Source organism: Cellulomonas wangleii, from assembly GCF_018388445.1.
GTDB lineage: Bacteria > Actinomycetota > Actinomycetes > Actinomycetales > Cellulomonadaceae > Cellulomonas > Cellulomonas wangleii.
Genome location: NZ_CP074405.1, coordinates 2,070,780 through 2,090,975, shown reverse-complemented (window position 1 = coordinate 2,090,975; position 20,196 = coordinate 2,070,780). Strand labels below are relative to the sequence as shown.

19 protein-coding genes are annotated in these 20,196 nt (G+C 74.9%); 13 read left to right on the top strand and 6 right to left on the bottom strand.

What is annotated here, in order from left to right; all coding sequences use genetic code 11:
• Window positions 1-17: 17 nt before the first annotated feature.
• Window positions 18-1,922: a glycoside hydrolase family 6 protein gene (locus KG103_RS09620; RefSeq protein WP_207342233.1), complete on the bottom strand. Its 1,905-nt coding sequence runs from the start codon at window positions 1,920-1,922 to the stop codon at window positions 18-20.
• A gap of 269 nt (window positions 1,923-2,191) precedes the next feature.
• Complete coding sequence (locus KG103_RS09615; RefSeq protein WP_207342234.1) at window positions 2,192-3,286, bottom strand: LacI family DNA-binding transcriptional regulator; 1,095 nt, start codon at window positions 3,284-3,286, stop codon at window positions 2,192-2,194.
• 23 nt (window positions 3,287-3,309) lie between these two features.
• Between KG103_RS09615 and KG103_RS09610 the strand changes: the two genes are divergently transcribed.
• Window positions 3,310-6,024, top strand: a complete 2,715-nt coding sequence (locus KG103_RS09610) for a substrate-binding domain-containing protein (RefSeq protein WP_249670529.1) — start codon at window positions 3,310-3,312, stop codon at window positions 6,022-6,024.
• A gap of 101 nt (window positions 6,025-6,125) precedes the next feature.
• Here KG103_RS09610 and KG103_RS09605 read toward each other — a convergent pair whose 3' ends face one another.
• Both KG103_RS09605 and KG103_RS09600 read right to left on the bottom strand, forming a co-directional pair.
• Window positions 6,126-7,886, bottom strand: coding sequence for a DEAD/DEAH box helicase (locus KG103_RS09605; RefSeq protein WP_207342235.1), 1,761 nt, complete (start codon window positions 7,884-7,886; stop codon window positions 6,126-6,128).
• Window positions 7,887-8,159: 273 nt separating this feature from the next.
• Entirely contained in the window at window positions 8,160-8,567 is a 408-nt protein-coding gene (locus KG103_RS09600) for a CoA-binding protein (RefSeq protein ID WP_207342236.1), read from the bottom strand.
• Between the two features lie 186 nt (window positions 8,568-8,753).
• On the opposite strand from KG103_RS09600, the gene KG103_RS09595 reads away from it, so the two are divergent.
• The 8 genes from KG103_RS09595 to KG103_RS09560 all read left to right on the top strand — a co-directional run bounded on the left by KG103_RS09595 (window position 8,754) and on the right by KG103_RS09560 (window position 14,632).
• Window positions 8,754-9,308, top strand: a complete 555-nt coding sequence (locus KG103_RS09595; protein ID WP_207342237.1) for a CDP-alcohol phosphatidyltransferase family protein — start codon at window positions 8,754-8,756, stop codon at window positions 9,306-9,308.
• Window positions 9,305-10,252, top strand: coding sequence for a DUF881 domain-containing protein (locus KG103_RS09590; RefSeq protein ID WP_207342238.1), 948 nt, complete (start codon window positions 9,305-9,307; stop codon window positions 10,250-10,252). Before KG103_RS09595 ends, KG103_RS09590 begins: the two co-directional genes overlap by 4 nt.
• Window positions 10,249-10,581 carry a small basic family protein gene (locus KG103_RS09585; RefSeq protein WP_089799054.1) on the top strand — a complete coding sequence of 111 codons (333 nt, stop codon included), beginning with the start codon at window positions 10,249-10,251 and terminating at the stop codon, window positions 10,579-10,581. The genes KG103_RS09590 and KG103_RS09585 overlap by 4 nt, the downstream gene beginning before the upstream one ends.
• Window positions 10,578-11,864, top strand: coding sequence for a DUF881 domain-containing protein (locus KG103_RS09580; RefSeq protein ID WP_207342239.1), 1,287 nt, complete (start codon window positions 10,578-10,580; stop codon window positions 11,862-11,864). Before KG103_RS09585 ends, KG103_RS09580 begins: the two co-directional genes overlap by 4 nt.
• Before the next feature lie 187 nt (window positions 11,865-12,051).
• Window positions 12,052-12,522, top strand: coding sequence for an FHA domain-containing protein (locus KG103_RS09575; RefSeq protein WP_207342240.1), 471 nt, complete (start codon window positions 12,052-12,054; stop codon window positions 12,520-12,522).
• A 7-nt stretch (window positions 12,523-12,529) separates the two neighbouring features.
• Window positions 12,530-13,282 (top strand): transcriptional regulator FtsR, encoded by a 753-nt coding sequence (ftsR, locus tag KG103_RS09570; protein ID WP_249670528.1) that lies wholly within the window; start codon window positions 12,530-12,532, stop codon window positions 13,280-13,282.
• 105 nt (window positions 13,283-13,387) lie between these two features.
• On the top strand, window positions 13,388-13,894 hold the full coding sequence (locus KG103_RS09565) for a bifunctional nuclease family protein (RefSeq protein WP_207342295.1): 507 nt from the start codon (window positions 13,388-13,390) through the stop codon (window positions 13,892-13,894).
• Between the two features lie 156 nt (window positions 13,895-14,050).
• Window positions 14,051-14,632: a MerR family transcriptional regulator gene (locus tag KG103_RS09560; RefSeq protein WP_089799047.1), complete on the top strand. Its 582-nt coding sequence runs from the start codon at window positions 14,051-14,053 to the stop codon at window positions 14,630-14,632.
• A 187-nt stretch (window positions 14,633-14,819) separates the two neighbouring features.
• Here the strand turns inward: KG103_RS09560 and KG103_RS09555 are convergent, their stop codons facing one another.
• Window positions 14,820-15,584 carry a ParA family protein gene (locus KG103_RS09555; protein WP_207342241.1) on the bottom strand — a complete coding sequence of 255 codons (765 nt, stop codon included), beginning with the start codon at window positions 15,582-15,584 and terminating at the stop codon, window positions 14,820-14,822.
• A gap of 246 nt (window positions 15,585-15,830) precedes the next feature.
• On the opposite strand from KG103_RS09555, the gene KG103_RS09550 reads away from it, so the two are divergent.
• The 4 genes from KG103_RS09550 (at window position 15,831) to KG103_RS09535 (ending at window position 18,983) form a co-directional block, all read left to right on the top strand.
• The gene (locus tag KG103_RS09550; RefSeq protein ID WP_207342242.1) at window positions 15,831-16,019 is read left to right on the top strand and encodes a hypothetical protein; all 189 of its coding nucleotides are present in this window, start codon (window positions 15,831-15,833) and stop codon (window positions 16,017-16,019) included.
• Between the two features lie 45 nt (window positions 16,020-16,064).
• Complete coding sequence (locus KG103_RS09545; protein WP_249670527.1) at window positions 16,065-16,571, top strand: GNAT family N-acetyltransferase; 507 nt, start codon at window positions 16,065-16,067, stop codon at window positions 16,569-16,571.
• A gap of 285 nt (window positions 16,572-16,856) precedes the next feature.
• Entirely contained in the window at window positions 16,857-18,317 is a 1,461-nt protein-coding gene (locus KG103_RS09540; RefSeq protein WP_207342244.1) for a phytoene desaturase family protein, read from the top strand.
• A 213-nt stretch (window positions 18,318-18,530) separates the two neighbouring features.
• Window positions 18,531-18,983, top strand: coding sequence for a hypothetical protein (locus tag KG103_RS09535; protein ID WP_207342245.1), 453 nt, complete (start codon window positions 18,531-18,533; stop codon window positions 18,981-18,983).
• A 33-nt stretch (window positions 18,984-19,016) separates the two neighbouring features.
• Here the strand turns inward: KG103_RS09535 and KG103_RS09530 are convergent, their stop codons facing one another.
• Window positions 19,017-19,964, bottom strand: coding sequence for an aldo/keto reductase (locus tag KG103_RS09530; RefSeq protein WP_207342296.1), 948 nt, complete (start codon window positions 19,962-19,964; stop codon window positions 19,017-19,019).
• Window positions 19,965-20,196 lie beyond the last annotated feature (232 nt).

Below are 20,196 nucleotides of genomic sequence, written 5' to 3'. Positions count from 1 at the left end.
GCTCGTCAGCCGATCGGTCAGCCGATCGTGCAGGTGGCGCCGTTCAGCGTGAACGCGGTCGGCGCGGTGTTCGTGCCGGAGTGCGAGCCGTTGAAGCCGATGTCCACCGAGCCGCCGGCGGCCAGCGTGCCGTTCCAGGCCGCGTTGGTGGCCGTCACGGTCGAGCCGGACTGCGACCAGGTCGCGCTCCAGCCCTGCTGGACCTGCTGGCCGTTGGCGAAGGTGAACTTCAGGTTCCAGCCGCTGAGTGCGGACGAGGACCGGTTGGTGACCTTCACCGAGGCCGTGAAGCCGTTGTTCCAACTGTTGGCCGTGTAGGTCACGGAGCAGGCGCCGGCCGGGTTCGCGGTCGGCGACGGCGTGACCGGCGGCGGCGGCGTGGTGACCGACGGGCTGGGCGTGACCGGCGGCGGCGGCGTGGTGACCGACGGGCTGGGCGTGACCGGCGGCGGCGGCGTGGTGACCGACGGGCTGGGCGTGACCGACGGGGTCGGGCCGGGGGTGGCGCCGCTCGTCGGGATGACCGGGTAGGCGTTCTTGACGAGTGTCGTGAACTGGGCCTCGAACCACTGGCCGGCCAGCGGGGCGTCCGGCGTGGCGCCGGTCAGGTTGTTCGCCAGCTTGGACGCGACGTAGGTCGGGTCGCACATGCGGTCGAAGCTCTTGCCCTGGTCGTTCGGGATCTCCTTCGACGCACCGTCGGACTCGCCCGGGGGCTTGATCCAGACGTACGCGTCGAGGTGGGCGGCGGCCGGTGCGCTGGAGGGCGTGGCCACGGGCAGCTCCCCGATGCCGGCACCGAGCGGGTTGCACCAGGCGCCGCGGTGGGTGCGGCGGTCGATGCGCGACTCGTTCACGTACGTCTCGAGGTTCGTGCTCGTCGAGACCTTCGTGGGACGGTCCGGGCCGCCCCAGCCGTTGCGGGACGTGTCGATGAGCATGCCGGTCGAGGACGGGAAGCCCTCGGCCACGAGCAGACGGTGCAGCTGCGCCGTCCACGCGTGCTCACCGAAGTCGGAGTTCCACTCGTAGAACTTCGAGGAGCGGACCGGGTTGCCGCCGACGTTCAGCGTCGGGTCCGGGAGGAACGGCTCGGCCAGCGGCGTGCTGTTGGCCGTGTTCGTCACGAAGCCGTCGATGGACGCGAAGCCCTTCTTGGTGGACTTGGCGACCTCGGCGAAGAGCTTGGCGGTCGGGCCCGAGTTCGAGTCCCAGCCGAGCCAGCCCGAGTGGGCGGCATCGAGGTACGTGTAGACGTTGTCGAGCGTCTTCAGCTCGTCCAGCGCGTACTTGACGCCCTCGCGGTAGTACGGCGCCGAGGCCTGGCAGGTGGCCTCGGACATGTTCGTGACGAGGTTCGGCAGCGAGTCGGGCTCGATCGTCGCGGCGATCCGGATGTCCGCGTACTTGGAGTCCGAGAGCAGGTCGACGATGGGGTCGATGTACTCGGTCTTGTAGCGCGCGAGCCCCGCGTCGCTGGCCGGCAGCTCGCCGTTCGACGCCAGCGCGAAGCAGTCACGGCCGGGCAGGTTGTAGATGACGAGGTTGAAGACCAGGGGAGTGCTGCCGGTCTTCTGCTTGACGGCCTCGTCGAGGTGGAACTTCAGGCCGTTGCCGTCGGCGTTGCCGTTGATGGCGCTGATGCGGTCCATCCAGACGGCGGTCGGCTGCTTGGCGACGGTGCGCATCTGGGCCGCGAGCGTCGGGTCGCCGGCACGTGTGGCAGCGCTCTCAACCGTCGCTGCCCACGTGGGGTTCACGTACTGCTTGGCGCCGGCGTAGGGGTTGTCGACGTGGGCCTCGGCGGCGGTCGCCATCGTGCTGCTGAGCGTCAGGGGCACCGCGACGAGCGCCGTTGCCGTCGCGACGGTCGCGACGGCGCGCCAGCGCCCTCGTTCCGTTCGATTGCCGTGTGTGGACACGCGGGTCCTCCGGGGGGTGGTCGGGAGCACCCGGCCCTCGGCGGCGACGGGTGCGAACCGCCGCGGACGCAGTCCACGACGACTGTGGGGAATCCATCACGCGGACGGCACGGGTCGTAGGGGTGCAAATCGTTTAGGGAAGTCGCCGTTACCAGATCGTGACCTTGCTGGGCGGGTTCGCAGACGGGCGTAAGCGCAGGTCAGGCGCCAGGTGAACGTGCACATCCCGCGGCGCCGGTACCGGGCGGGCCCGACACCGGGCGGCGCGGTCAGCGGGACCGCGGCCCGGTGCTGCCTCGCACGGCCAGACCGCCGACCTCGATCAGGCGCACCGGCGCACCCTGGGCGTCGAGGACCGTGAGGACGGCCTCGCCGACCGCCGTGCCGAGCTCCGCCTGGACGGACGGCAGCGACGTGATCGACGGCGTCGCCAGCCGGCACAGCGCGGAGTCCGACAGCGCGACGACCGAGACGTCCCACGGCACCGCCAGCCCCGTGCGGCGCGCCACGTCGAGCGCCGCCACCGCCATGTGGTCGGTGTCGAAGACCACCGCGGACGGCGGCCGGTCCCCGGTCAGCAGGCGCCGGCAGGAGGCCGCCGCCTCCTCGGGGGAGCCGCCCGTCGGCTCGTGCGTGAGCACGCCGCCGCCCGCGTCCAGCGCGCGCTCGAGGCCCGCGACCCGCGAGCGCGTGCGGTGCAACGACGCCGGGCCGGTCACGGCGCCGACGTGGCGGTGGCCGAGCTCGATGAGGTAGCGACCCACCCGCTCGGCCGCCTGCTCCTCCTCGACGCGGACGTTCGCCACCTCGCCCGGGACGTCGCCCGCGCCGACCACCACGGCGGGGATCCGCAGCCGGCGCAGCGCGTCCAGCCGGGGGTCCTCGGTCCGCACGTCCGTCACGACCATGACGTCGAACCGGCGCTCGGCCCACCACTCGCCGTACAGCGCCACCGCCGCCGGCAGGTCGTCGACCACCTGGAGGACCAGGGCCAGCCCACGCGTGGCGAGGACGTCCTGCAGCGCGACGACGAACTCCAGGACGTGCGCGCCGTAGCCCACCGCGCCGGTGAGGCCCCGGTCGACCACGAGCCCGACCGCCCGCGGCCCGCTGCGCATGGACCGCGCGGCCGCGCTCGGGCGCCAGCCGAACTCGTCGGCGACGCGCAGCACCCGTTCTCGTGTGGCGGCCGAGACACCGGGGCGTCCGTTCAGCGCGTACGACACGACGGCGATGGACACCCCCGCGGCCTTGGCGACGTCGGTGATCGTCGGTCGGCGGGCGCCAGGGCCGCCGAGAACGGGCTGTGCCCCGGTCGTCGGAGAGACAGCATCTTTGCCGGTGTCATGTGCAGGAGTGACCACGATCACCTAGTGTTGCGCCCGATGTGGGTCAAAAGCATCAGCTCGACTCCGACGGTGTGGGCGAGGTGTGGCAGATGGTGACGGTCCGACGCGGGGTTCCCGCCACGGTGCGTCGGACGATCGGAGTCCTGTCGCCGGTCGTCGGAGGGTTCTACTTCGGCGCACTGATCGCCGGCGTCGCCCGGGCTGCACGGGGCGTGGGGCACCGCGTGGTGGCCGTCCAGACCTACCCCGCGGGCCTCGACCGCGAGCGCTACCCCGAGGAGTCGGTGCTCGACACCCCGGTGGCGCTGGGTGCGGTCGACGGGCTCGTCGTCATCGGCAAGGCGCTGAGCCCGGAGCGGCTCGCGGCCGTGCGCGAGTGGGGCGTCCCGGTGGTCCTCATCAGCGAGGACCCTGCGCACCCCGACGACCCGGTGGTCGTGCCCGACAACGTCGGTGGCGTCCGCGCGGCCGTCGAGCACCTGATCTGGCACGGGCACACGGCCATCGGGTTCCTCGGGAACCTGGGGCAGCGCGACATGCGCGAGCGCTTCGCGGCCTACCGGACGACGCTGGCCGAGCACGGCATCGACTCCGACGACTCCTGGTGGTACGAGGCGTCGGACAACCAGGAGCAGGGCGGCGTCGACGCGGCCGCCCGGATGCTGCAGGCCGGGACACCCACCACCGCCGTCATCGCCGCGACCGACCGCAACGCCGTCGGGTTCCAGCGCGCGCTGCGCTCGCACGGGCTCGTGCTGCCGCGTGACCAGGCGGTCGTCGCGTTCGACCACGCCGACTCCGGTGCGCGGGTGAGCCCGCGGCTGTCGACCGTGGACGCGCACTTCGGGCGCGTCGGGGAGCACGCCGTCGGGCTGCTGCTGGCGCGCATGCGCGGCGACGACGTGGTGCCGGGGGAGCACCGGGTGCCGTCGTCCCTGGTGGTGCGTGAGTCCTGCGGGTGCACCGAGGTCACCTCGCCCGGGCAGGAGGGCGGGGACGTCACCGGGTCCGAGCTGCTGCGCCGGCTGGCCGACTCCGCGTTCGCCGGCCCGGCCGGCTCGGCCGTGTCGCGGCGCACCGGCCCCGACGCCCGCGAGACGTGGTGGCGTGCCGTGGAGGAGCCCGTCGAGGTCGCCGCCGAGCGTGGCGTCTCACCGGCGCCGGCCGCGCTCGGTCGCCTGTCGGACCTCACCGCGGCGCTGCAGCCGCACCCCGAGGCGCTCGAGCAGATGGTGGCGGTGCTGCGCACGGTGGAGCGGCGTCGCGTCGAGTCGCTCGACGAGGCCCGCGCCGGGCACGAGCCGGCGGTGCGCCGCGCGGTCACCGACGTGCTGCTCGCGGTGACCAAGGGGTGCACCCGCGCGATGCTGGCCCGCAGCGGTCAGCTCGAGCGCACGATCGTCGACCAGTACGAGGTCGACATGGACCTGCTGCGGGGCGACGGCGCCAGCCCGCGTGCGCTGGGGTGGCTGCCGCGCGGGGTGCGCGGTCACGCGTGCCTGGGCCTGTGGGTCGGCACGGACCGCGGCCCCGGGGACCGGGAGATGGAGATCGTCGGTGTGCACGACACCAGCGGGACGCTCTCGCGGCTCGTCGGGGTGCGAACCACCGCGAGCCAGTTCCCGCCCCCCGCGCTGACGCGGGCGGGCACCGTGGGGTCCAACGAGCTGACGTTCGTCGTGCCGGTCACGTTCGGCGGCAGCGACTGGGGCCTGCTCGCGATCGACGGGACGGTCGAGACGCGGGCGACGCAGCCGCGGGACCGGTTCAACCACTGGGCCGCGCTGCTCGCCGTCGCCCTCGACCAGGAGCGGCTGCTGGGATCGCTGCGCGAGCAGCGCAAGGCGCTGGAGCAGGCGGCCGCCCGCGAGCGGGCGCTGGCCGACACGGTCCGCGAGAGCGAGGAGCGGTACGCGCTGGCGTCCATGGCCGCGCACGACGGGACCTGGGACTGGGACGTCTCGGCGGGCGCGGTGTACTACTCGCCGCGGTGGAAGCAGACGCTCGGGTACGCCGAGGACGTCATCGGGGACCAGCCGTCGGAGTGGCTCGAGCGCGTGCACCCCGCCGACCGCGACGAGCTGTCCGCCGCGATCGCCGCGCAGCTCGCCGGGTGCGGGACGCCCCTGGAGCTCGAGCACCGGGTGCGGACGCAGTCGGGGGACTACCGCTGGATGATGTGCCGCGCGGTGACCGTCCTCGACGACGCGGGGTGCCCGTCGCGGCTCGTCGGGACGCTGGTCGACGTGACCGAGCGCAAGGAGGCCGAGATCGCCCTGCAGCGCGACGCCCTGCACGACCCGGAGACGGGCCTGGTGAACCGGCTGCTGTTCCTCGACCGGCTGGGGGCCGCGCTGCTGCGGTGCCGGCGGTCGGCCGCGTACGACTGTGCCGTGGCGTTCGTCCGCGTCGTGGACGGCGGCGCGGTCCAGCGCGACGAGGACCACGCCCCGGACGTCCACCGCGAGGTGGTGCGTCAGCTGCGCCGTCCCCTGCGGGAGGGCGACACGACGGCACGCACGGGGGAGGACGACTTCGCGATCCTGGTCGACGACGTCGGCGCCGGCGGGATGCCGGACCGGCTCACCGAGCTGCTCGAGCGGCTGCGGCGGGAGATCGGCCCGCGCATCGCCATCGGGGTCATCGGGTCGGTGCGCGGCATGCGGGACGTCACCGAGGTGCTGCGCGAGGCCGACATCGTCCTGCTGCGCGGGCAGGCGCGCAGCGACCCGCGGAACACCGCCGTCCGCTGACGCCGCCGCACGGCCACCGCACCACGGACGACGGACGGGGCGTCACCTCACGGTGACGCCCCGTCCGGACGACCTTGTGCCGGCGTGCGCCGGCGGTCGGGTCAGGCGTGCGTGCGGTGCGTCCGCTCGCCGCGCGACGGGCCGCGCGACGCCTGCGGCCCGGTGTCGAGGCGGATCCGCAGCGGGCGTCCGGCGACCCGCGTGCGGCCGAGGCGGTCGACGACGTCGGCGCTCAGCCCGTCCGGGATGTCGACGAGCGCGAAGCTGCCGAAGATGTCGATCTTGCCGACGTCCTTGCCGGTGAGGCCACCCTCGCCGGTCAGCGCGCCGACCAGGGCGCCCGGCTGCAGGCCGTCGCGCTCGCCGATCGAGACGCGGTAGCGGGGGCGCCCGCTGGGCCCGGTGGTCCCGGGACGCCGACGCGGGCCGGCCCCGTGCCCGCCACGCACCTCGTCGGTGCGGGCCTCGCGGGCGCGGCGCATCGCGTCGTCGAGGTCCTCGACCTCGGACGCAGCACCGGGCCCGGTGTCGCCGACGGCCAGCGCGGTGACCGCGGTCAGCACGTCGACCGGGTCGAGGTCGGGGTTCGCGGCGAGGTGCTCCACGACGGCCTGGCGCACGACCTCCAGGCGACCGGCGGCGAGGCGCTCGGCGGTCCGAGCCAGCATCGCGGTCGCACGGTGCGCGCTGACCTCCGCCGGCGTCGGGATGGCGATCTCGGTGAGGGTGACGCGGATGGTCCGCTCGATCTGCCGCAGGCGGGACCGCTCGGCAGGGGTGATGAACGTCAGCGCCTCACCGGTGCGGCCGGCGCGGCCGGTGCGGCCGATGCGGTGCACGTAGGACTCCGCCTCGCGGGGCAGGTCGAGGTTCACGACCAGACCGATGCGCTCCACGTCGAGCCCGCGGGCGGCGACGTCGGTGGCCACGAGGACGTCGAGCGCGCCGGAGCGCAGACGCTCGACGATCCGCTCACGGTCCGACTGGGCGACGTCCCCGGAGATGTGCGCGGCGGCGATCCCGCGCTGCAGGAGCGCGTTGCCCATCTCCTCGGCGGCCTCGCGGGTGCGCACGAAGACGATGGCGGCGTCGGCGTCGCTGACCGCGAGCACGCGGGCCAGCGCACCGGCCTTGTGACGGTAGGGCACGACCGCGAAGGACTGCTTCACCGCGTCGACCGTGGACGACTGCCGCGTCACGGACACCGAGACGGGGTCCTTGAGGTGCTTGTCCGCGACCCGGCGGATCGGCGTCGGCATCGTCGCCGAGAACAGGGCGACCTGCCGTCCGGCCGGCGTGCCGGACAGGACCTTGTCGACGTCCTCCGCGAAGCCCATGCGGAGCATCTCGTCGGCCTCGTCGAGCACGAGGAAGCGCACGTCCTCGAGGCGAAGGGTCCGGCGCTCGATGTGGTCGATGACGCGACCCGGGGTGCCGACGACGACCTGGGCACCGCGGGCAAGGGCCCGCTGCTGCGGGACGAACGGTGCCCCGCCGTACACGGGCACGACCTGCAGGCCCGGCATGTCGGCGGCGAACGAGGTCAGCGCGTCGGCGACCTGCATGGCGAGCTCGCGGGTGGGGGTCAGCACGACCACCTGCACCGCGGCGAGCTCGGGGTCGACCGCCTGCAGGAGCGGCAGGCCGAACGCGGCGGTCTTGCCGGTGCCGGTCTGGGCCACGCCCACGACGTCGCGGCCGGACAGCAGGGCGGGGATGGTGCGGGCCTGCACCGGGGTCGGCGCGGTGAACCCGAGGCGGGTCACGGCGCTGAGGATCTGCGGGGCGAGGCCGAGCTCGGCGAACGTGCTCGTGTCGGCCTCGGAGGTCGTGGGCATGGCAGAGGGCAGGGGGGTGCTCATGGATCACCGTTCGGTGGCAGTGGGGGAGAGCCGGGCGTCGTCAGACGACCCGGACGTCGCTCACCCCGAACCAGACCACGCACCGCCAGGGGCGGCGCACGCAATGTGCACGAGACGGGAGGTGGCTGCCGGCTGACCGGCGGACCGCCCTACGAGAGGGGATGCGACACGACTCCAGATGTCCCGGACACTCTACCCACAGGGTGGGCGAAGCGGGGGGTCAGGACGGGTGACGTCGAACACGCACCCCTGACGCACCGGCGCAGGACCAGGTCAGCCGAGGCCGCGGGCCCTGCCCTCGATCGCCGGGCACGCGTCCTCGACGACGACCAGGCCCGCGGCGCGGGCGCGCGCGACGGCCTCGTCGGCGTGGACGCCGAGCTGCAGCCACACCGCGCGTGCGCCGACGGCGACCGCCTCGTCGACCACCGCCCCCGCGCGTGAGCTGTTGACGAAGACGTCGACGACGTCGGGCGGCTCCGGCAGGTCGGCCAGCCGTCGGACCCCTGGCGCACCGTGGACGGTGGGGGCGCTGGGGTGCACGGGCACGATCGTGTGGCCGAGGCGCTGCAGGTACGCGGACACGCCGTAGGCGGCACGCTCCCGGTTGGTCGACAGGCCCACCACCGCCCACGTGGCGGGGGTGCGCAGCAGGTCGTCGATCAGGCGGGCGTCGTCCATCCCCCGAGCGTGCCACCGCGTCGGCGGGCTCGCCCCGGGACCCGCGCGGGCGCGCGCCGGGTGTGCGCACGGATGCTCGCGGGCCGCGCGACGCGGCTCGGGACATAGGATCGCGCCAGGACGACGACGGGGGAGAGGGTGACCCAGGACCCACCGGTCAGCACGCGTGTGCTCACGGTGCCGAACATGATCAGTCTCGTGCGGCTGCTCCTCGTGCCCGTCTTCGCGTGGATGGTCGTCGAGGGGCACGACGCCTGGGCGCTGGCCGTGCTGCTCGTCTCCGGTGCCAGCGACTGGCTCGACGGCGTGCTGGCGCGCCGCATGAACCAGGTCACGCGGCTGGGGCAGATGCTGGACCCGGCGGCTGACCGCCTGTTCATCCTCGTCACGCTGCTCGGTCTCGCGTGGCGCGACGTGATCCCGGTGTGGCTCGTCGTGGTGCTCGTGGCGCGTGACGTGGTGCTGGGCGTCATGCTGGTCGTGCTCGCCCGGGCGGGGCACCCGCCGCTGCGCGTCCACCTGGCCGGCAAGGCCGGGACCTTCGCCATCATGTACGCGTTCCCGCTGCTGCTGCTCTCGGAGTGGCCGTCCCCGGTCGGTGACGTCGCGGGCGTGCTGGGGTGGGCGTGCGCACTGTGGGGGGTCGCCCTCTACTGGTTCGCCGGCGCGCTGTACCTCGCGCAGGCGGGCTCCGTCCTGCACCGGGACGCGCGTGACGGGCGTGCCGCGAGGACCACGTGAGCCCCCGGCACGCGGAGGCGGGGCCCGTGCGCGAGGCCGACGCGTCGATGACGCTGCTCACCGAGGTCGACCGACGACCGCTCGACCCGGGGTACCAGGAGGCCGCCGACCGCCGGGCGGCCGGCACGGCTCCGCGCCGGACCGTCCTGTCCGCGATCGCCCTGCTGGTCCTCGCCGTGGCGCTCGGCATGTTCGCCACGACGTCCGCGACGGCGCTGCGGCGGCCCGCGCCGGCGGCGCTCGAGGCGCGCGCGCTGCTCGAGGCGGAGATCCGCGAGCGCACCGCCCAGGCGGACGAGCTGCGGCTGATCAACGCCGACCTGTCGGCGCAGATCGCGCAGCTGCAGGGCCGGGCGGCGGCCACCGACGACCCCGAGCTGTTCGCGCAGCTGCAGCACGACGCGGTCCCGGCCGGGGTGGTGCCGGTGTCCGGGCCGGGTCTGCGCGTCGTCGTCACGGACGGCGACGAGGAGACCGTGGCGGACGACATCGGCGCCCTCGTGCTCGACGTCGACCTGCAGATCCTCGTCAACGGGCTGTGGGCGGCCGGGGCGGAGGCCGTCGCGCTCAACGGTGAGCGGGTGATCTCCACGACCGCGATCCGCAGCGCCGGGGACGCCGTGCTCATCGACAGCACGCCCCTGAGCAGCCCGTACACCGTCGAGGCGATCGGCGACGCCGCCACGATGCAGACACGCATGGCGCGGCAGTACACGGGGCAGCACCTGGCGTCCCTCGCCGGCTACGGCATCGACGTCCGGGTGTCCGCGCAGCGTCTCCTCGAGCTGCCCGGACGCGGTCAGCTGACGCTGCGCTCCGCGCGCGTCCTGGAGAGCGGCGACCCGGACGCCGGCGGCGCCACGTCGACGGCGTCGCAAGGCCCTGGGCCGACGCCTTCCGATGTGGCAGGGTCGGGGGGTCCCGACGGAGAGGAGGCGCCGTGATCGCGGTGATCGGGCTCGTGCTCGGCGTCGTCGCGGGGCTCCTCATCGAGCCGACCGTGCCGGCGAACCTCCAGCCGTACCTGCCGATCGCGGTCGTCGCGGCGCTCGACGCGCTGTTCGGCGGCCTGCGTGCCTACCTCGACGGGATCTTCGACGAGCGGGTGTTCCTCACCTCGTTCCTCTCGAACGTGGTGGTGGCCGCACTCATCGTCTTCCTCGGTGACCAGCTCGGCGTGGGCTCGCAGATGACCACGGCCGTCATCGTGGTGCTCGGCATCCGCATCTTCTCCAACGCCGCGTCGATCCGCCGGCACCTGTTCAAGGCATGACCGGCGCCGAGCCCGACCGGCCGCAGGACGCCGGGTCCGCGGACGAGGCAGGTCAGGTCCCGGTGCGTGACGGCGGGACGCGTGACGACGACCTGTGCGACGACGGTCCCGTCATCGACCCGAGGGACCCGCTCGGGCTGGGCGACCTCGGTCCGTCCGACGCGACCGGCACGCCGCCGCCGCTGGCCGCTCCGACGCCGCTGGCCGCGCCGGGTCAGGACGCCTCGGGTCAGGATCCGGTAGTCCTCGACGAGCCGGGTACCGACGAGCCCGTCCCCGACGAGCCGGGTACCGACGAGCCCGTCCCCGACGAGCCGGGTACCGACGAGCCCGTCCCCGACGAGCCGGGTACCGACGGCCACGGTCCCGACGGGCAGGGGGAGGGCGCACTCGGGGAAGGTGCGCCCGGGACCTCCGACGCCCCGCACCTGCCACCCGCGACGGACGCCCGGACCAGGGCAGCGGAGGCCGCTGCCCCCGCCGACGCCGGCACGTCGGCCGCCCCGCCCGCGGGCGCGACCGTCGACGACGCGCGCGGGGGAGCCGTGGGTGCGCGGCCCCCGCGGTCGGGCTGGGCTCGCCTCGGTCACGCCATGCGTCCGCGCACCACGCAGGGCCAGCTCATCACGGCGGGCCTGTGCGCCCTGCTGGGCTTCGCGCTCGTGGTGCAGGTGCGCCAGACCACGGACACGCAGCTGGGCGCGCTGCGGCAGAACGACCTGGTGCGGCTGCTCGACGAGACCACCACCCGCACCGACGAGCTCGAGCAGGAGTCCCGTGACCTGCAGCGCGAACGGGACGAGCTGCTGTCCGGGTCGGACCGCCAGCAGGCCGCGCTGGATGCCGCTCGACGCACGGCCGCGATGCAGGGGATCCTCACGGGTCGCCTGCCCGCCACGGGTCCCGGAGTGCGGATCACGCTGACGGAGCCGGACGGCGAGATCCGCCCCACCACCCTGCTCCACGTGCTCGAGGAGCTGCGCAACGCGGGCGCGGAGGCGATGGAGCTCAACGGGCAGCGGATCACGGCGAGCACCGCGGTGACCGGCGTCCGCGGCGCGATCGAGGTCGACGGCACCGTCATCACCTCGCCGTTCCGCTGGACGGTGATCGGTGATCCGGACACGATCGCGCCGGCGCTCGAGATCCCTGGTGGCGCGCTGGCGCGGGTGCGCAGCGACGGTGGGCGGGGCACCGTCGAGAAGGCCGACCGCGTGGACGTCGAGGCCGTCCGCGAGCTGCCCGACCCGGTCCACGCCACGCCGGACACCGACGAGGGATGACGGTCGCGCGCCGCCCCCCCTGGCGGTGCGTCGCGCCCTCCACCGCGTCCCCGGGGGTGATCGTCACCCGACCGGCGGTGCCGGTGTGCTGCGCACTCGCGCCGTGACCGCATAGGGTGAGTGGGCAAGGCTGGGTCGACGGCGAGCGCGCTCGCACGGGTGCCCGCGACCGACACGGGAGGTGCGCATGAGCGACGATCGACGGGCGCCGGGTGGCGGGCTCCCCGCCTACCGGGGCGACGGCCCGGACACGACGGTCAGCTTCGGCTCGCTGGACCCGGCCGACACCGAGGCGCCTCCGGTCGGGCTGACGTCCGACGAGGCCGCGGCGGTCCAGGCGCTGCCTCCCACCTCGGCCCTGCTCCTGATGCAGCGCGGCCCGAGCGCCGGTGCACGGTTCCTGCTCGACGCCGAGCGGACCACCGCCGGCCGTAGCACGAGCGCCGACATCTTCCTCGACGACGTGACGGTGTCGCGCAAGCACGCGGAGTTCGTGCGCGACGGGAACCAGTTCGTCGTGCGGGACATCGGCTCCCTGAACGGCACGTACGTCAACCGCGAGCGGATCGACGCGGCCGTGCTGCGCCCCGGGGACGAGGTGCAGATCGGCAAGTACCGGATGACGTTCCACCCCAGCCCCCATCGTGACGCGTCCTGACCGCGCTGTGAGCGCTGCCCTCGAGCAGGAGGGCGACGTCGAGGACGGGGACCTGGCCGTCGAGCCGTGGCCGCGCGGGATCTCGCGGCGTGCCTCGATGCGCATCTCCGACGTCCTGGCCGCGCTGCACATCGAGTTCCCGACGGTCACCACGTCCAAGCTCCGGTTCCTCGAGGAGCAGGGACTGGTCGCGCCGGTGCGGACGCCCGCGGGGTACCGGCAGTACTCCCCGGCGGACGTCGAGCGGCTGCGCTTCGTGCTGCGTCAGCAGCGCGACCGGTACATGCCGCTGAAGGTCATCGGGGAGCGGCTGGCGGCCCTCGACGCGGGTGAGGACGCCGAGCCACCCGCGCGCGCACGGCTCGCGACGCGTGACGGGGTCGTGCCGGACACCACCCGGCTCACGGCGGAGCGGCTGGCCCAGGAGGCCGGCGTCGACGCCGAGCTCGTCGCCGACCTGGTCACCCAGGGCGTCCTGCGGCCCGGCCCCCGCGGCGTGTTCGACCCGTGGGCGCGCGAGGTCGTCGCGGTGGCCGCCGCGTTGGCGGACCACGGCATCGACCCGCGCCACCTGCGCACGTTCCGTGCGGCGGCGGACCGCCAGGCCGACCTCGTGGACCAGGTCGTCGCCCCGTGGCGCGGTCAGCGCAGCGTGTCGGCGCGCGCGCGGGCGGGCACGCTCGCCGCCGAGGTGGGGGAGCTGTGCGCCCGCATGCACACCGCCCTGGTGCGCTCCTCGGTCCACGAGATGGCGCCCTGAGCCTCCCCGCGTCCGTGTGACCGCGGGCGCCACCCCTGTTCCGCTCCCGGGCAGACGTCGCGCCCTGCGCGACGTAGCGTGGGGGTCGTGGGCGTGGAACCCGAGATGGTGCCGGTCGAGGTCGTCGGCGTGCGTACGCACCTGGCCGACGACGAGATCGTCGTGCTGCTCCTGGACCCCGACGCCGCGCTGCTCGTCCCCATCCTCATCGGGCCGGCGGAGGCGTCGGCGATCGCGTCGGCCCAGGCCGGGATCGTGCCCCCACGGCCGATGACGCACGACCTGCTGCGCGACGCGCTGGTGGCGGCGGGTGCCCCGGTCGACCACGTGGAGATCAACCGGCTCGAGGACGGCGTGTTCCACGCGGCGCTCGTGCTGTCGTCGGGTCGGCACGTGGACGCGCGTGCGTCCGATGCGATCGCGGTGGCACTGCGGTTCGGCTGCGACGTGCTGTGCTCGGCGGAGGTGGTCGCCCTGGCCGGCGTGGAGATCCGGCCGGCGGCCAGCGAGGAGGACATGGCGCAGTTCCGGGAGTTCCTGGACCACGTCTCGGCCGAGGACTTCGAGATCGGCCCTGATCCCGGCCCGGAGGGCGGGGCGCGGGGCGGTTGAGCCGTCCGGGTGGTGACCTTCGACGTCGACCTGAAGGTGAGGCGATCGACACCGACACGCCGGGGGCGTTCGTTGCGCCCCCGTCATGCCGGGCCTAGCGTTGCCGACGTACCAGTACAGCGCGGACGCCCTCGGGCGCCGCCGAGGGAGGGCCCCGTGATCCGCAACGAGAGTGCCGACGACACCGGCGCTGTCCCTCAGCACGCGCAGGGCCTGCTGTTCGACGACGACCTGCCCGACCTCGACGTGACGACCGGGTACCGCGGGCCGACGGCCTGCCGTGCCGCCGGCATCACGTACCGCCAGCTCGACTACTGGGCGCGCACCGGGCTCGTGGAGCCGTCGGTCCGCCCCGCGACGGGGTCCGGCACGCAGCGGCTCTACTCGTTCCGCGACATCCTCGTGCTCAAGGTCGTCAAGCGGCTGCTCGACACGGGCGTGTCCCTGCAGCAGATCCGCGCGGCGGTGGGCCACCTGCGCGAGCGCGGCGTCGAGGACCTGGCGCAGATCACCCTGATGTCCGACGGCGCGAGCGTGTACGAGTGCACGTCGGCCGACGAGGTCATCGACCTCGTCCAGGGCGGTCAGGGCGTGTTCGGCATCGCCGTGGGTCGTGTCTGGCGCGAGGTCGAGGGCACGCTCGCCGAGCTCCCGCGTGAGCGCGCGGACGACGACGCCCCCGCCGCCACGGGCCACGACGAGCTCGCCCAGCGTCGCCGGGCCCGCACCGCCGGCTGACCCGTCCGCCGCACCGCGCGGACCGTCGCGTTGTCGCGGAGGTCCGTCCGCGTCTGGTCGCTCGCCGGCACCGTCCGGTGGCTGCGTGGCCTGCGTGCGACAGCACATGGCTGCCTCTGGTGCGCTGGGCCGGGCGTCGCCGCGGGGGAGCCGGCGGGGTCGGGCAGCGGGGGAGCGGTCGTGCCCGTCAGCGACGCGGTGCCCGCAGGGCCCGGTCGAGGAGCTGGTCGAACACGTCGGCCAGCTCGGCCGCCGCGGCGCCGGGCCACACGTGCACCGGCTGCGCGGCGCCCTGTGCCTGCTGCAGCGCAGCGCGTTCGGGGATGCTCGGTGTCAGCACCAGCGGTCCGTAGAGCGTCTGGAGCTCCTGCAGGCGGTAGGCCTGCTCGACCGAGCGCGCCCGCACGCGGTTGACCGCGATGCCGAGCGGCTGCAGCGACGGCGCCGGCCCGCGGCGCAGCTCGTCGATGGTCCGCATCGCGCGGCCGACCGCCATGACGGCGAACAGACCGGGCTCGGTGACCACCACGGCACGGTCGCACGCCGTCAGGCCGGTGCGCGTGAGCCCGCCGAGCGACGGCGGGCAGTCGATGAGGACGAGGTCGTACCCGGCGACCCAGGACAGCGCGTAGCGCAGCCGGTCGGCATCGGCGTCGTCGACGCGGTCGTGCATGACGGACCGCTCGGAGCCGACCAGGACGTCGAGCCCGTGGTCGGCCCACGACGACGGGGCCGTCGCCGCCGCCACGGTCTGCGCGGACGGTGCGTCGAGCACCGACGCGACGTCGCCCTGTGCGGCCGCCGTCCCCAGCGCCATCGTGGAGTCGCCCTGGGGGTCGAGGTCGACGACGAGGGTGCGCAGACCCCGTTCGAGAGCCGCCGAGGCGAGCCCCAGCGTCACGGAGGTCTTACCCACTCCACCCTTGAGGCTGCACACACCGAGGACGAGCACGGCGCCCACCGTAGTCGGACGCGTCGCCCGTCACGAAACCCCTGCCCGACACGCGGCCACGCAGGTGGGTGCGCACGCTGCCGGGTCGGTGGTTGTGCGGTGGTCTGACACCGGATGCCTGGTTCCGTCGGGGACCGGCCCCGCCGCGGTGGCTTCCCCCGCGGTACGGCGGCAGGGGAGGGGAGCCCTCGCCTCGCCGGGTCGGGCATGCCCGGTTAGCGTGGGCGCCGCCGGAAGGAGACCGACATGACCGAGTCGTTCGACGACACGCAGGTGCCCGAGCTGGAGTACGACGAGACGATCCCGCCGCGTCCCGAGGAGGAGGTCGCCGACGCCGCCCGGGCCGTCCCGGACGCGGCCGGCCACGGGGGAGACGGGGCACGCCAGGCGGTGCCCGCGGACCCGGACGAGCCGACGGCACGCGAGGTCGGTTGAGCGCGCCTCGACACCGGTGCCCTGCGGATGGGGCATGCTGACGGCGTGCTGATCCGACGCGTCGACGAGGACGACTGGCCGACCGTGCGTGACATCCGGCTGCGGGCGCTGCGCGAGTCGCCCGACGCGTTCGGGTCGTCGCTGGCCCGCGAGGAGCTGTTCGCCGAGTCGCACTGGCGCATGCGACTGCGCACGAGCTCGACGTGGGTCGCGCTGGACGAGCAGGGCACGCCGCGCGGCCTGGTGTCGCTGGTGCAGGAGCCGGGCTCACCGGACGACGACCGGCACGTGGTGTCGCTGTGGGTCGCGCCCGAGGTGCGTCGGCGCGGGATCGGCTGGTCGTTGCTCGACGCCGTGGTGCGCGCCGGTGCCGCCGACTCGGCCCGGACCGTCTCGCTGTGGGTCGTGGACGACAACGCGTCGGCCGTCGACCTGTACGTGCGCGCCGGCTTCGAGCGCACGGGTGAGCGTCAGGTGCTGCCGCGTGACCCGCAGCGCACCGAGGAACGGTACGTCCGCCGCACGGACGTCCTCGGACTCGCCGGGCGCTGACCGGGAAGCGTCTGCGCTGACGCACGGCCACGCCGACCCGAGCGGTCCGCGACGAGCGGACAGCGGGGGACGTCGCGGCGGGCGCAGGCGGTGTGGAAAACCGCTCGCTCAGGCTGTTCTGACATAATGTACATTATCGGCGTTTGCCCGCACGTCCCGCACGCACGGTTCGACACCGTGCGGCGGCCGCGGTCTGCACGCCGCCGCCGCACGACACCTCCGGTGGCACCGGCTGCCCGGGATGGTTGAATCGCGAGGTCAGACGTCGACCCGAAGGGGCTCACCGTGGATGTCGCCGTCGTCGGCTCCGGCCCGAACGGCCTGGCCGCGGCCGTCACGATGGCCCGTGCCGGGTTGGACGTCACCGTCCTCGAGGCGCAGCCGACCGTCGGTGGCGGTGCCCGCACGCTGGACCTGGGACTGGCCGACGGTCTGGTGCACGACGTGTGCTCCGCGGTGCACCCGATGGCCTGGGCGTCACCCTTCTTCCAGGCGATCGGCCTGGAGCGCCGTGTCGAGCTGCTCGTCCCGGAGGCGTCGTACGCCCAGCCGCTGCCCGGCGGCCGGGCCGGTGTGGCGTGGCACGACCTGGAGCGCACCGTGGCGGGCCTGGGCGCGGACGGGCCGGCGTGGCGTGCGCTCGTGGGTGCGCTGTCCGGGCATGCGTCCGACGTCGTCCGCGTGGCGCTGGGTGACAAGCGCAGCGTCCCGACGGGACTGGTCCCGCGCGGCGTCGCCACGGCCGCGCGGTTCGGCCTCGGGGTGCTCGAGCAGGGCTCGGCCGCGTGGGGCCTGCGGTTCCGCGACGAGGTCGCGCCCGCGCTGCTGACCGGTGTCGCCGCGCACGCCATCACTCCCCTGCCCAGTCCGGCCGCCGCCGGGACCGCGCTGCTGCTGGCGTCCCTCGCGCACGCCGGACAGGGGTGGCCGATCCCCCGCGGCGGGTCCGGTGCGGTCGTCGCCGCCCTCGTCGACGACCTGCTCGCCCACGGCGGCACCGTCGTGGCGGACCATCCGGTGCGCAGCCGGCGTGACCTGCCGGACGCCCGGTGCGTCCTGTTCGACACGACGCCCCGGACCCTGCTCGAGGTGCTCGGTGACGAGCTGGCACCGGGGCGGCGCAGCGCGCTGGAGCGGTACCGGCACGGGGACGGCGCCGCCAAGGTCGACTTCGTCCTGTCCGGGCCGGTGCCCTGGGAGCATCCCGACGTGGCCCGGGCCGGCACCGTCCACGTGGGCGGTACACGCCCGCAGATGGCGCGCGCCGAGGCCGAGGTGCACGCCGGACGCCACGCCGACCTGCCGATGTGCCTGGTCAGCGACCCGGCCACGGTCGACCCCGGCCGCGTGCGTGGCGGGTTGCGACCGCTGTGGACGTACGCGCACGTGCCGGCGGGGTCCGACGTCGACGTGACGGAGGCGGTCACCCGCCACATCGAGCGCTACGCCCCGGGCTTCCGCGACGTCGTCGTCGCGTCCCGGTGCGTCCCCGCGGCGCGGATGGCCGACCACAACGCCAACTACGTCGGCGGGGACATCGCCGCCGGTGCCGTGAGCCTGCGGCAGATCATCGCCCGCCCCACGGCCGCCGCGGACCCGTACGCGGCCGGTGCCGACGGGGTCTACCTGTGCTCCGCCGCCACCCCGCCGGGGCCCGGGGTGCACGGCCTGGGCGGGTGGTTCGCGGCGCGGCGGGCGCTGCGCCGCGAGTTCGGGATCCGGGTCCGACCCCTCGCCGGGGCCTGATCCCCCGCTGCGTCCGGACCCGGGCGCGCCGTGGACGTCAAGCGCGGCGCGCGACGTGCCGATCGTCCCCGCGTGACGAGTCCCGCGCACGGGCACCGTGGCACGCCGCACGGGTGCGCCCCGAACCGACCACAGACCCGGTGCCGCCGTGCCGCGTCCACGGCCGGTCCGTCGGCGCGCCCGCACCCCGCGCCGCACGGCCAGGGTCGAGGCATGGACACGCCCGACGCGGCCGGCTGGGCCGCCCCCGGTCCCGACGACGACCTGCCCGTGCTGCCGGCGCACCCGCTGCGCGACGTCGACGACATCCTCGCGGCGATGCTGTCGCTCGTGGGCCCCGAACGCGCCGGGCCGCCGGCGCTGTGGCTCGCGCTGCTCGACGCGGACGGCACGATGCTGCCCGTCGTGCTGCCCCTCGTCGGCATCCCCCTGCACCCCGACCCGGCGCAGGTCCGGCAGGTGGTGGTCGCACTGGCGGACATCCTCACCCACGACGCGCCCGACGGGTCGGTGGCCGTGGCCGTCGTGCGGGCGGCCGGTGGTGACCGCGGGTCGTTGGAGCGCGCGTGGGAGCACGCCCTGCGCACCACGACCGCGGACCACGGCGTGCGGCTCAGCGCCGTGGTCGCGATCGGCGAGCACCGCGCACGCGTGCTCGGCCCGTGAGGTCGTGCCCTGAGGCCTGCTCGTGGCCGCAGGTCACACCGGACCGGGCGCGGCCTCGTCGATGGCGGCGAGCTGCTCGAGCGTCGGCTCCCACAGCGCCGCGGCCACGTTCGCACGCACCTGCTCGGGCGTGCGGGCACCCGAGATGATCGACGCCACGGCCGGCTGCGCCGCCAGGCCGCCGAGCGCCACCGTGGGTAGGTCGACCCCCCAGTCGGCAGCGAGCGCGGCGAGCGCCTCGATGCGGTCGAAGTCCGCCGCGGCCAGCCGCTGCGGCATACGTGCCAGCCGGCTGCCCGCCGGCGCCGCCTCACCGCGGCGGTACTTGCCCGTCAGCAGGCCGGATGCGAGCGGGACGTACGGCAGGATGCCGACGCCCACGTGCTCGGCGGCCGGCACGAGCTCGGCCTCGGCGCCGCGGTCCAGCAGGTTGTACCGGTTCTGGGCGGAGACGAACGGAGTCGTCCCGGCGGTCCGTGCGACCCAGTCGGCGTCGACCACCTGCCAGGCCGCGAGGTTCGAGGACCCCAGGTACCGGACCTTGCCCTCGACGACGAGCTCGTGCAGCGCGGCCAGCGTCTCCTCGACCGGGGTGCCGGGGTCGGGTGCGTGCAGCTGGTACAGGTCGACGTGGTCCGTGCCCAGCCGGCGCAGCGAACCCTCGATCGCCCGGCGGACGTACCGCCGGGACCCGCGCGCGCCCCAGTCGGCGCCGTGCAGGCCGCGCACGTCCATCCCGAACTTGGTCGCCACGACGACGTCGTCGCGGTGGACCCGCAGCGCGGCGCCCAGCAGCTCTTCGCTCTGCCCCGGCACTCCCCCGTACACGTCGGCGGTGTCGAACAGGGTGACGCCCGCGTCGAGCGCAGCCCCGACCACCGCCCCCACACCCTCGGGGTCCAGCGTCGCGCCGAACGTGTTGCACCCGAGGCCGGCCGTGGAGACCGTCAGTCCGCTGTCGCCCAGCCGGCGGTACGTCATCGTCATGGCGCCCACCCTAGGGACCCCCCGACCCGCGCGCCGCGGGGACGGGCTCGCCGCCCGGGAGCGGTCCGCAGGACGCAACGCAGCGCCCGAGCGTGCCGCGCGGCTCGAGGTGGGCACGTCGCCCACCGGGGTGCCGCCGTCCCCCGTCCGGCGCTCCCCCGACGCGCGACGGGCGCCGGTTCCTGACAGGGTGGGGTCTCCACCACGACGTGCGTGCGCCGCACGG

Coding starts and splice junctions, on each gene's coding strand:
- KG103_RS09600 (WP_207342236.1), bottom strand. CDS start 8,567: ATGGACGACGCCCGCCTGATCGACGACCTGCTGCGCACCCCCGCCACG.
- KG103_RS09605 (WP_207342235.1), bottom strand. CDS start 7,886: ATGAGCACCCCCCTGCCCTCTGCCATGCCCACGACCTCCGAGGCCGAC.
- KG103_RS09575 (WP_207342240.1), top strand. CDS start 12,052: ATGAGCGACGATCGACGGGCGCCGGGTGGCGGGCTCCCCGCCTACCGG.
- KG103_RS09565 (WP_207342295.1), top strand. CDS start 13,388: ATGGTGCCGGTCGAGGTCGTCGGCGTGCGTACGCACCTGGCCGACGAC.
- KG103_RS09580 (WP_207342239.1), top strand. CDS start 10,578: ATGACCGGCGCCGAGCCCGACCGGCCGCAGGACGCCGGGTCCGCGGAC.
- KG103_RS09530 (WP_207342296.1), bottom strand. CDS start 19,964: ATGACGTACCGCCGGCTGGGCGACAGCGGACTGACGGTCTCCACGGCC.
- KG103_RS09535 (WP_207342245.1), top strand. CDS start 18,531: ATGGACACGCCCGACGCGGCCGGCTGGGCCGCCCCCGGTCCCGACGAC.
- KG103_RS09595 (WP_207342237.1), top strand. CDS start 8,754: ATGATCAGTCTCGTGCGGCTGCTCCTCGTGCCCGTCTTCGCGTGGATG.
- KG103_RS09550 (WP_207342242.1), top strand. CDS start 15,831: ATGACCGAGTCGTTCGACGACACGCAGGTGCCCGAGCTGGAGTACGAC.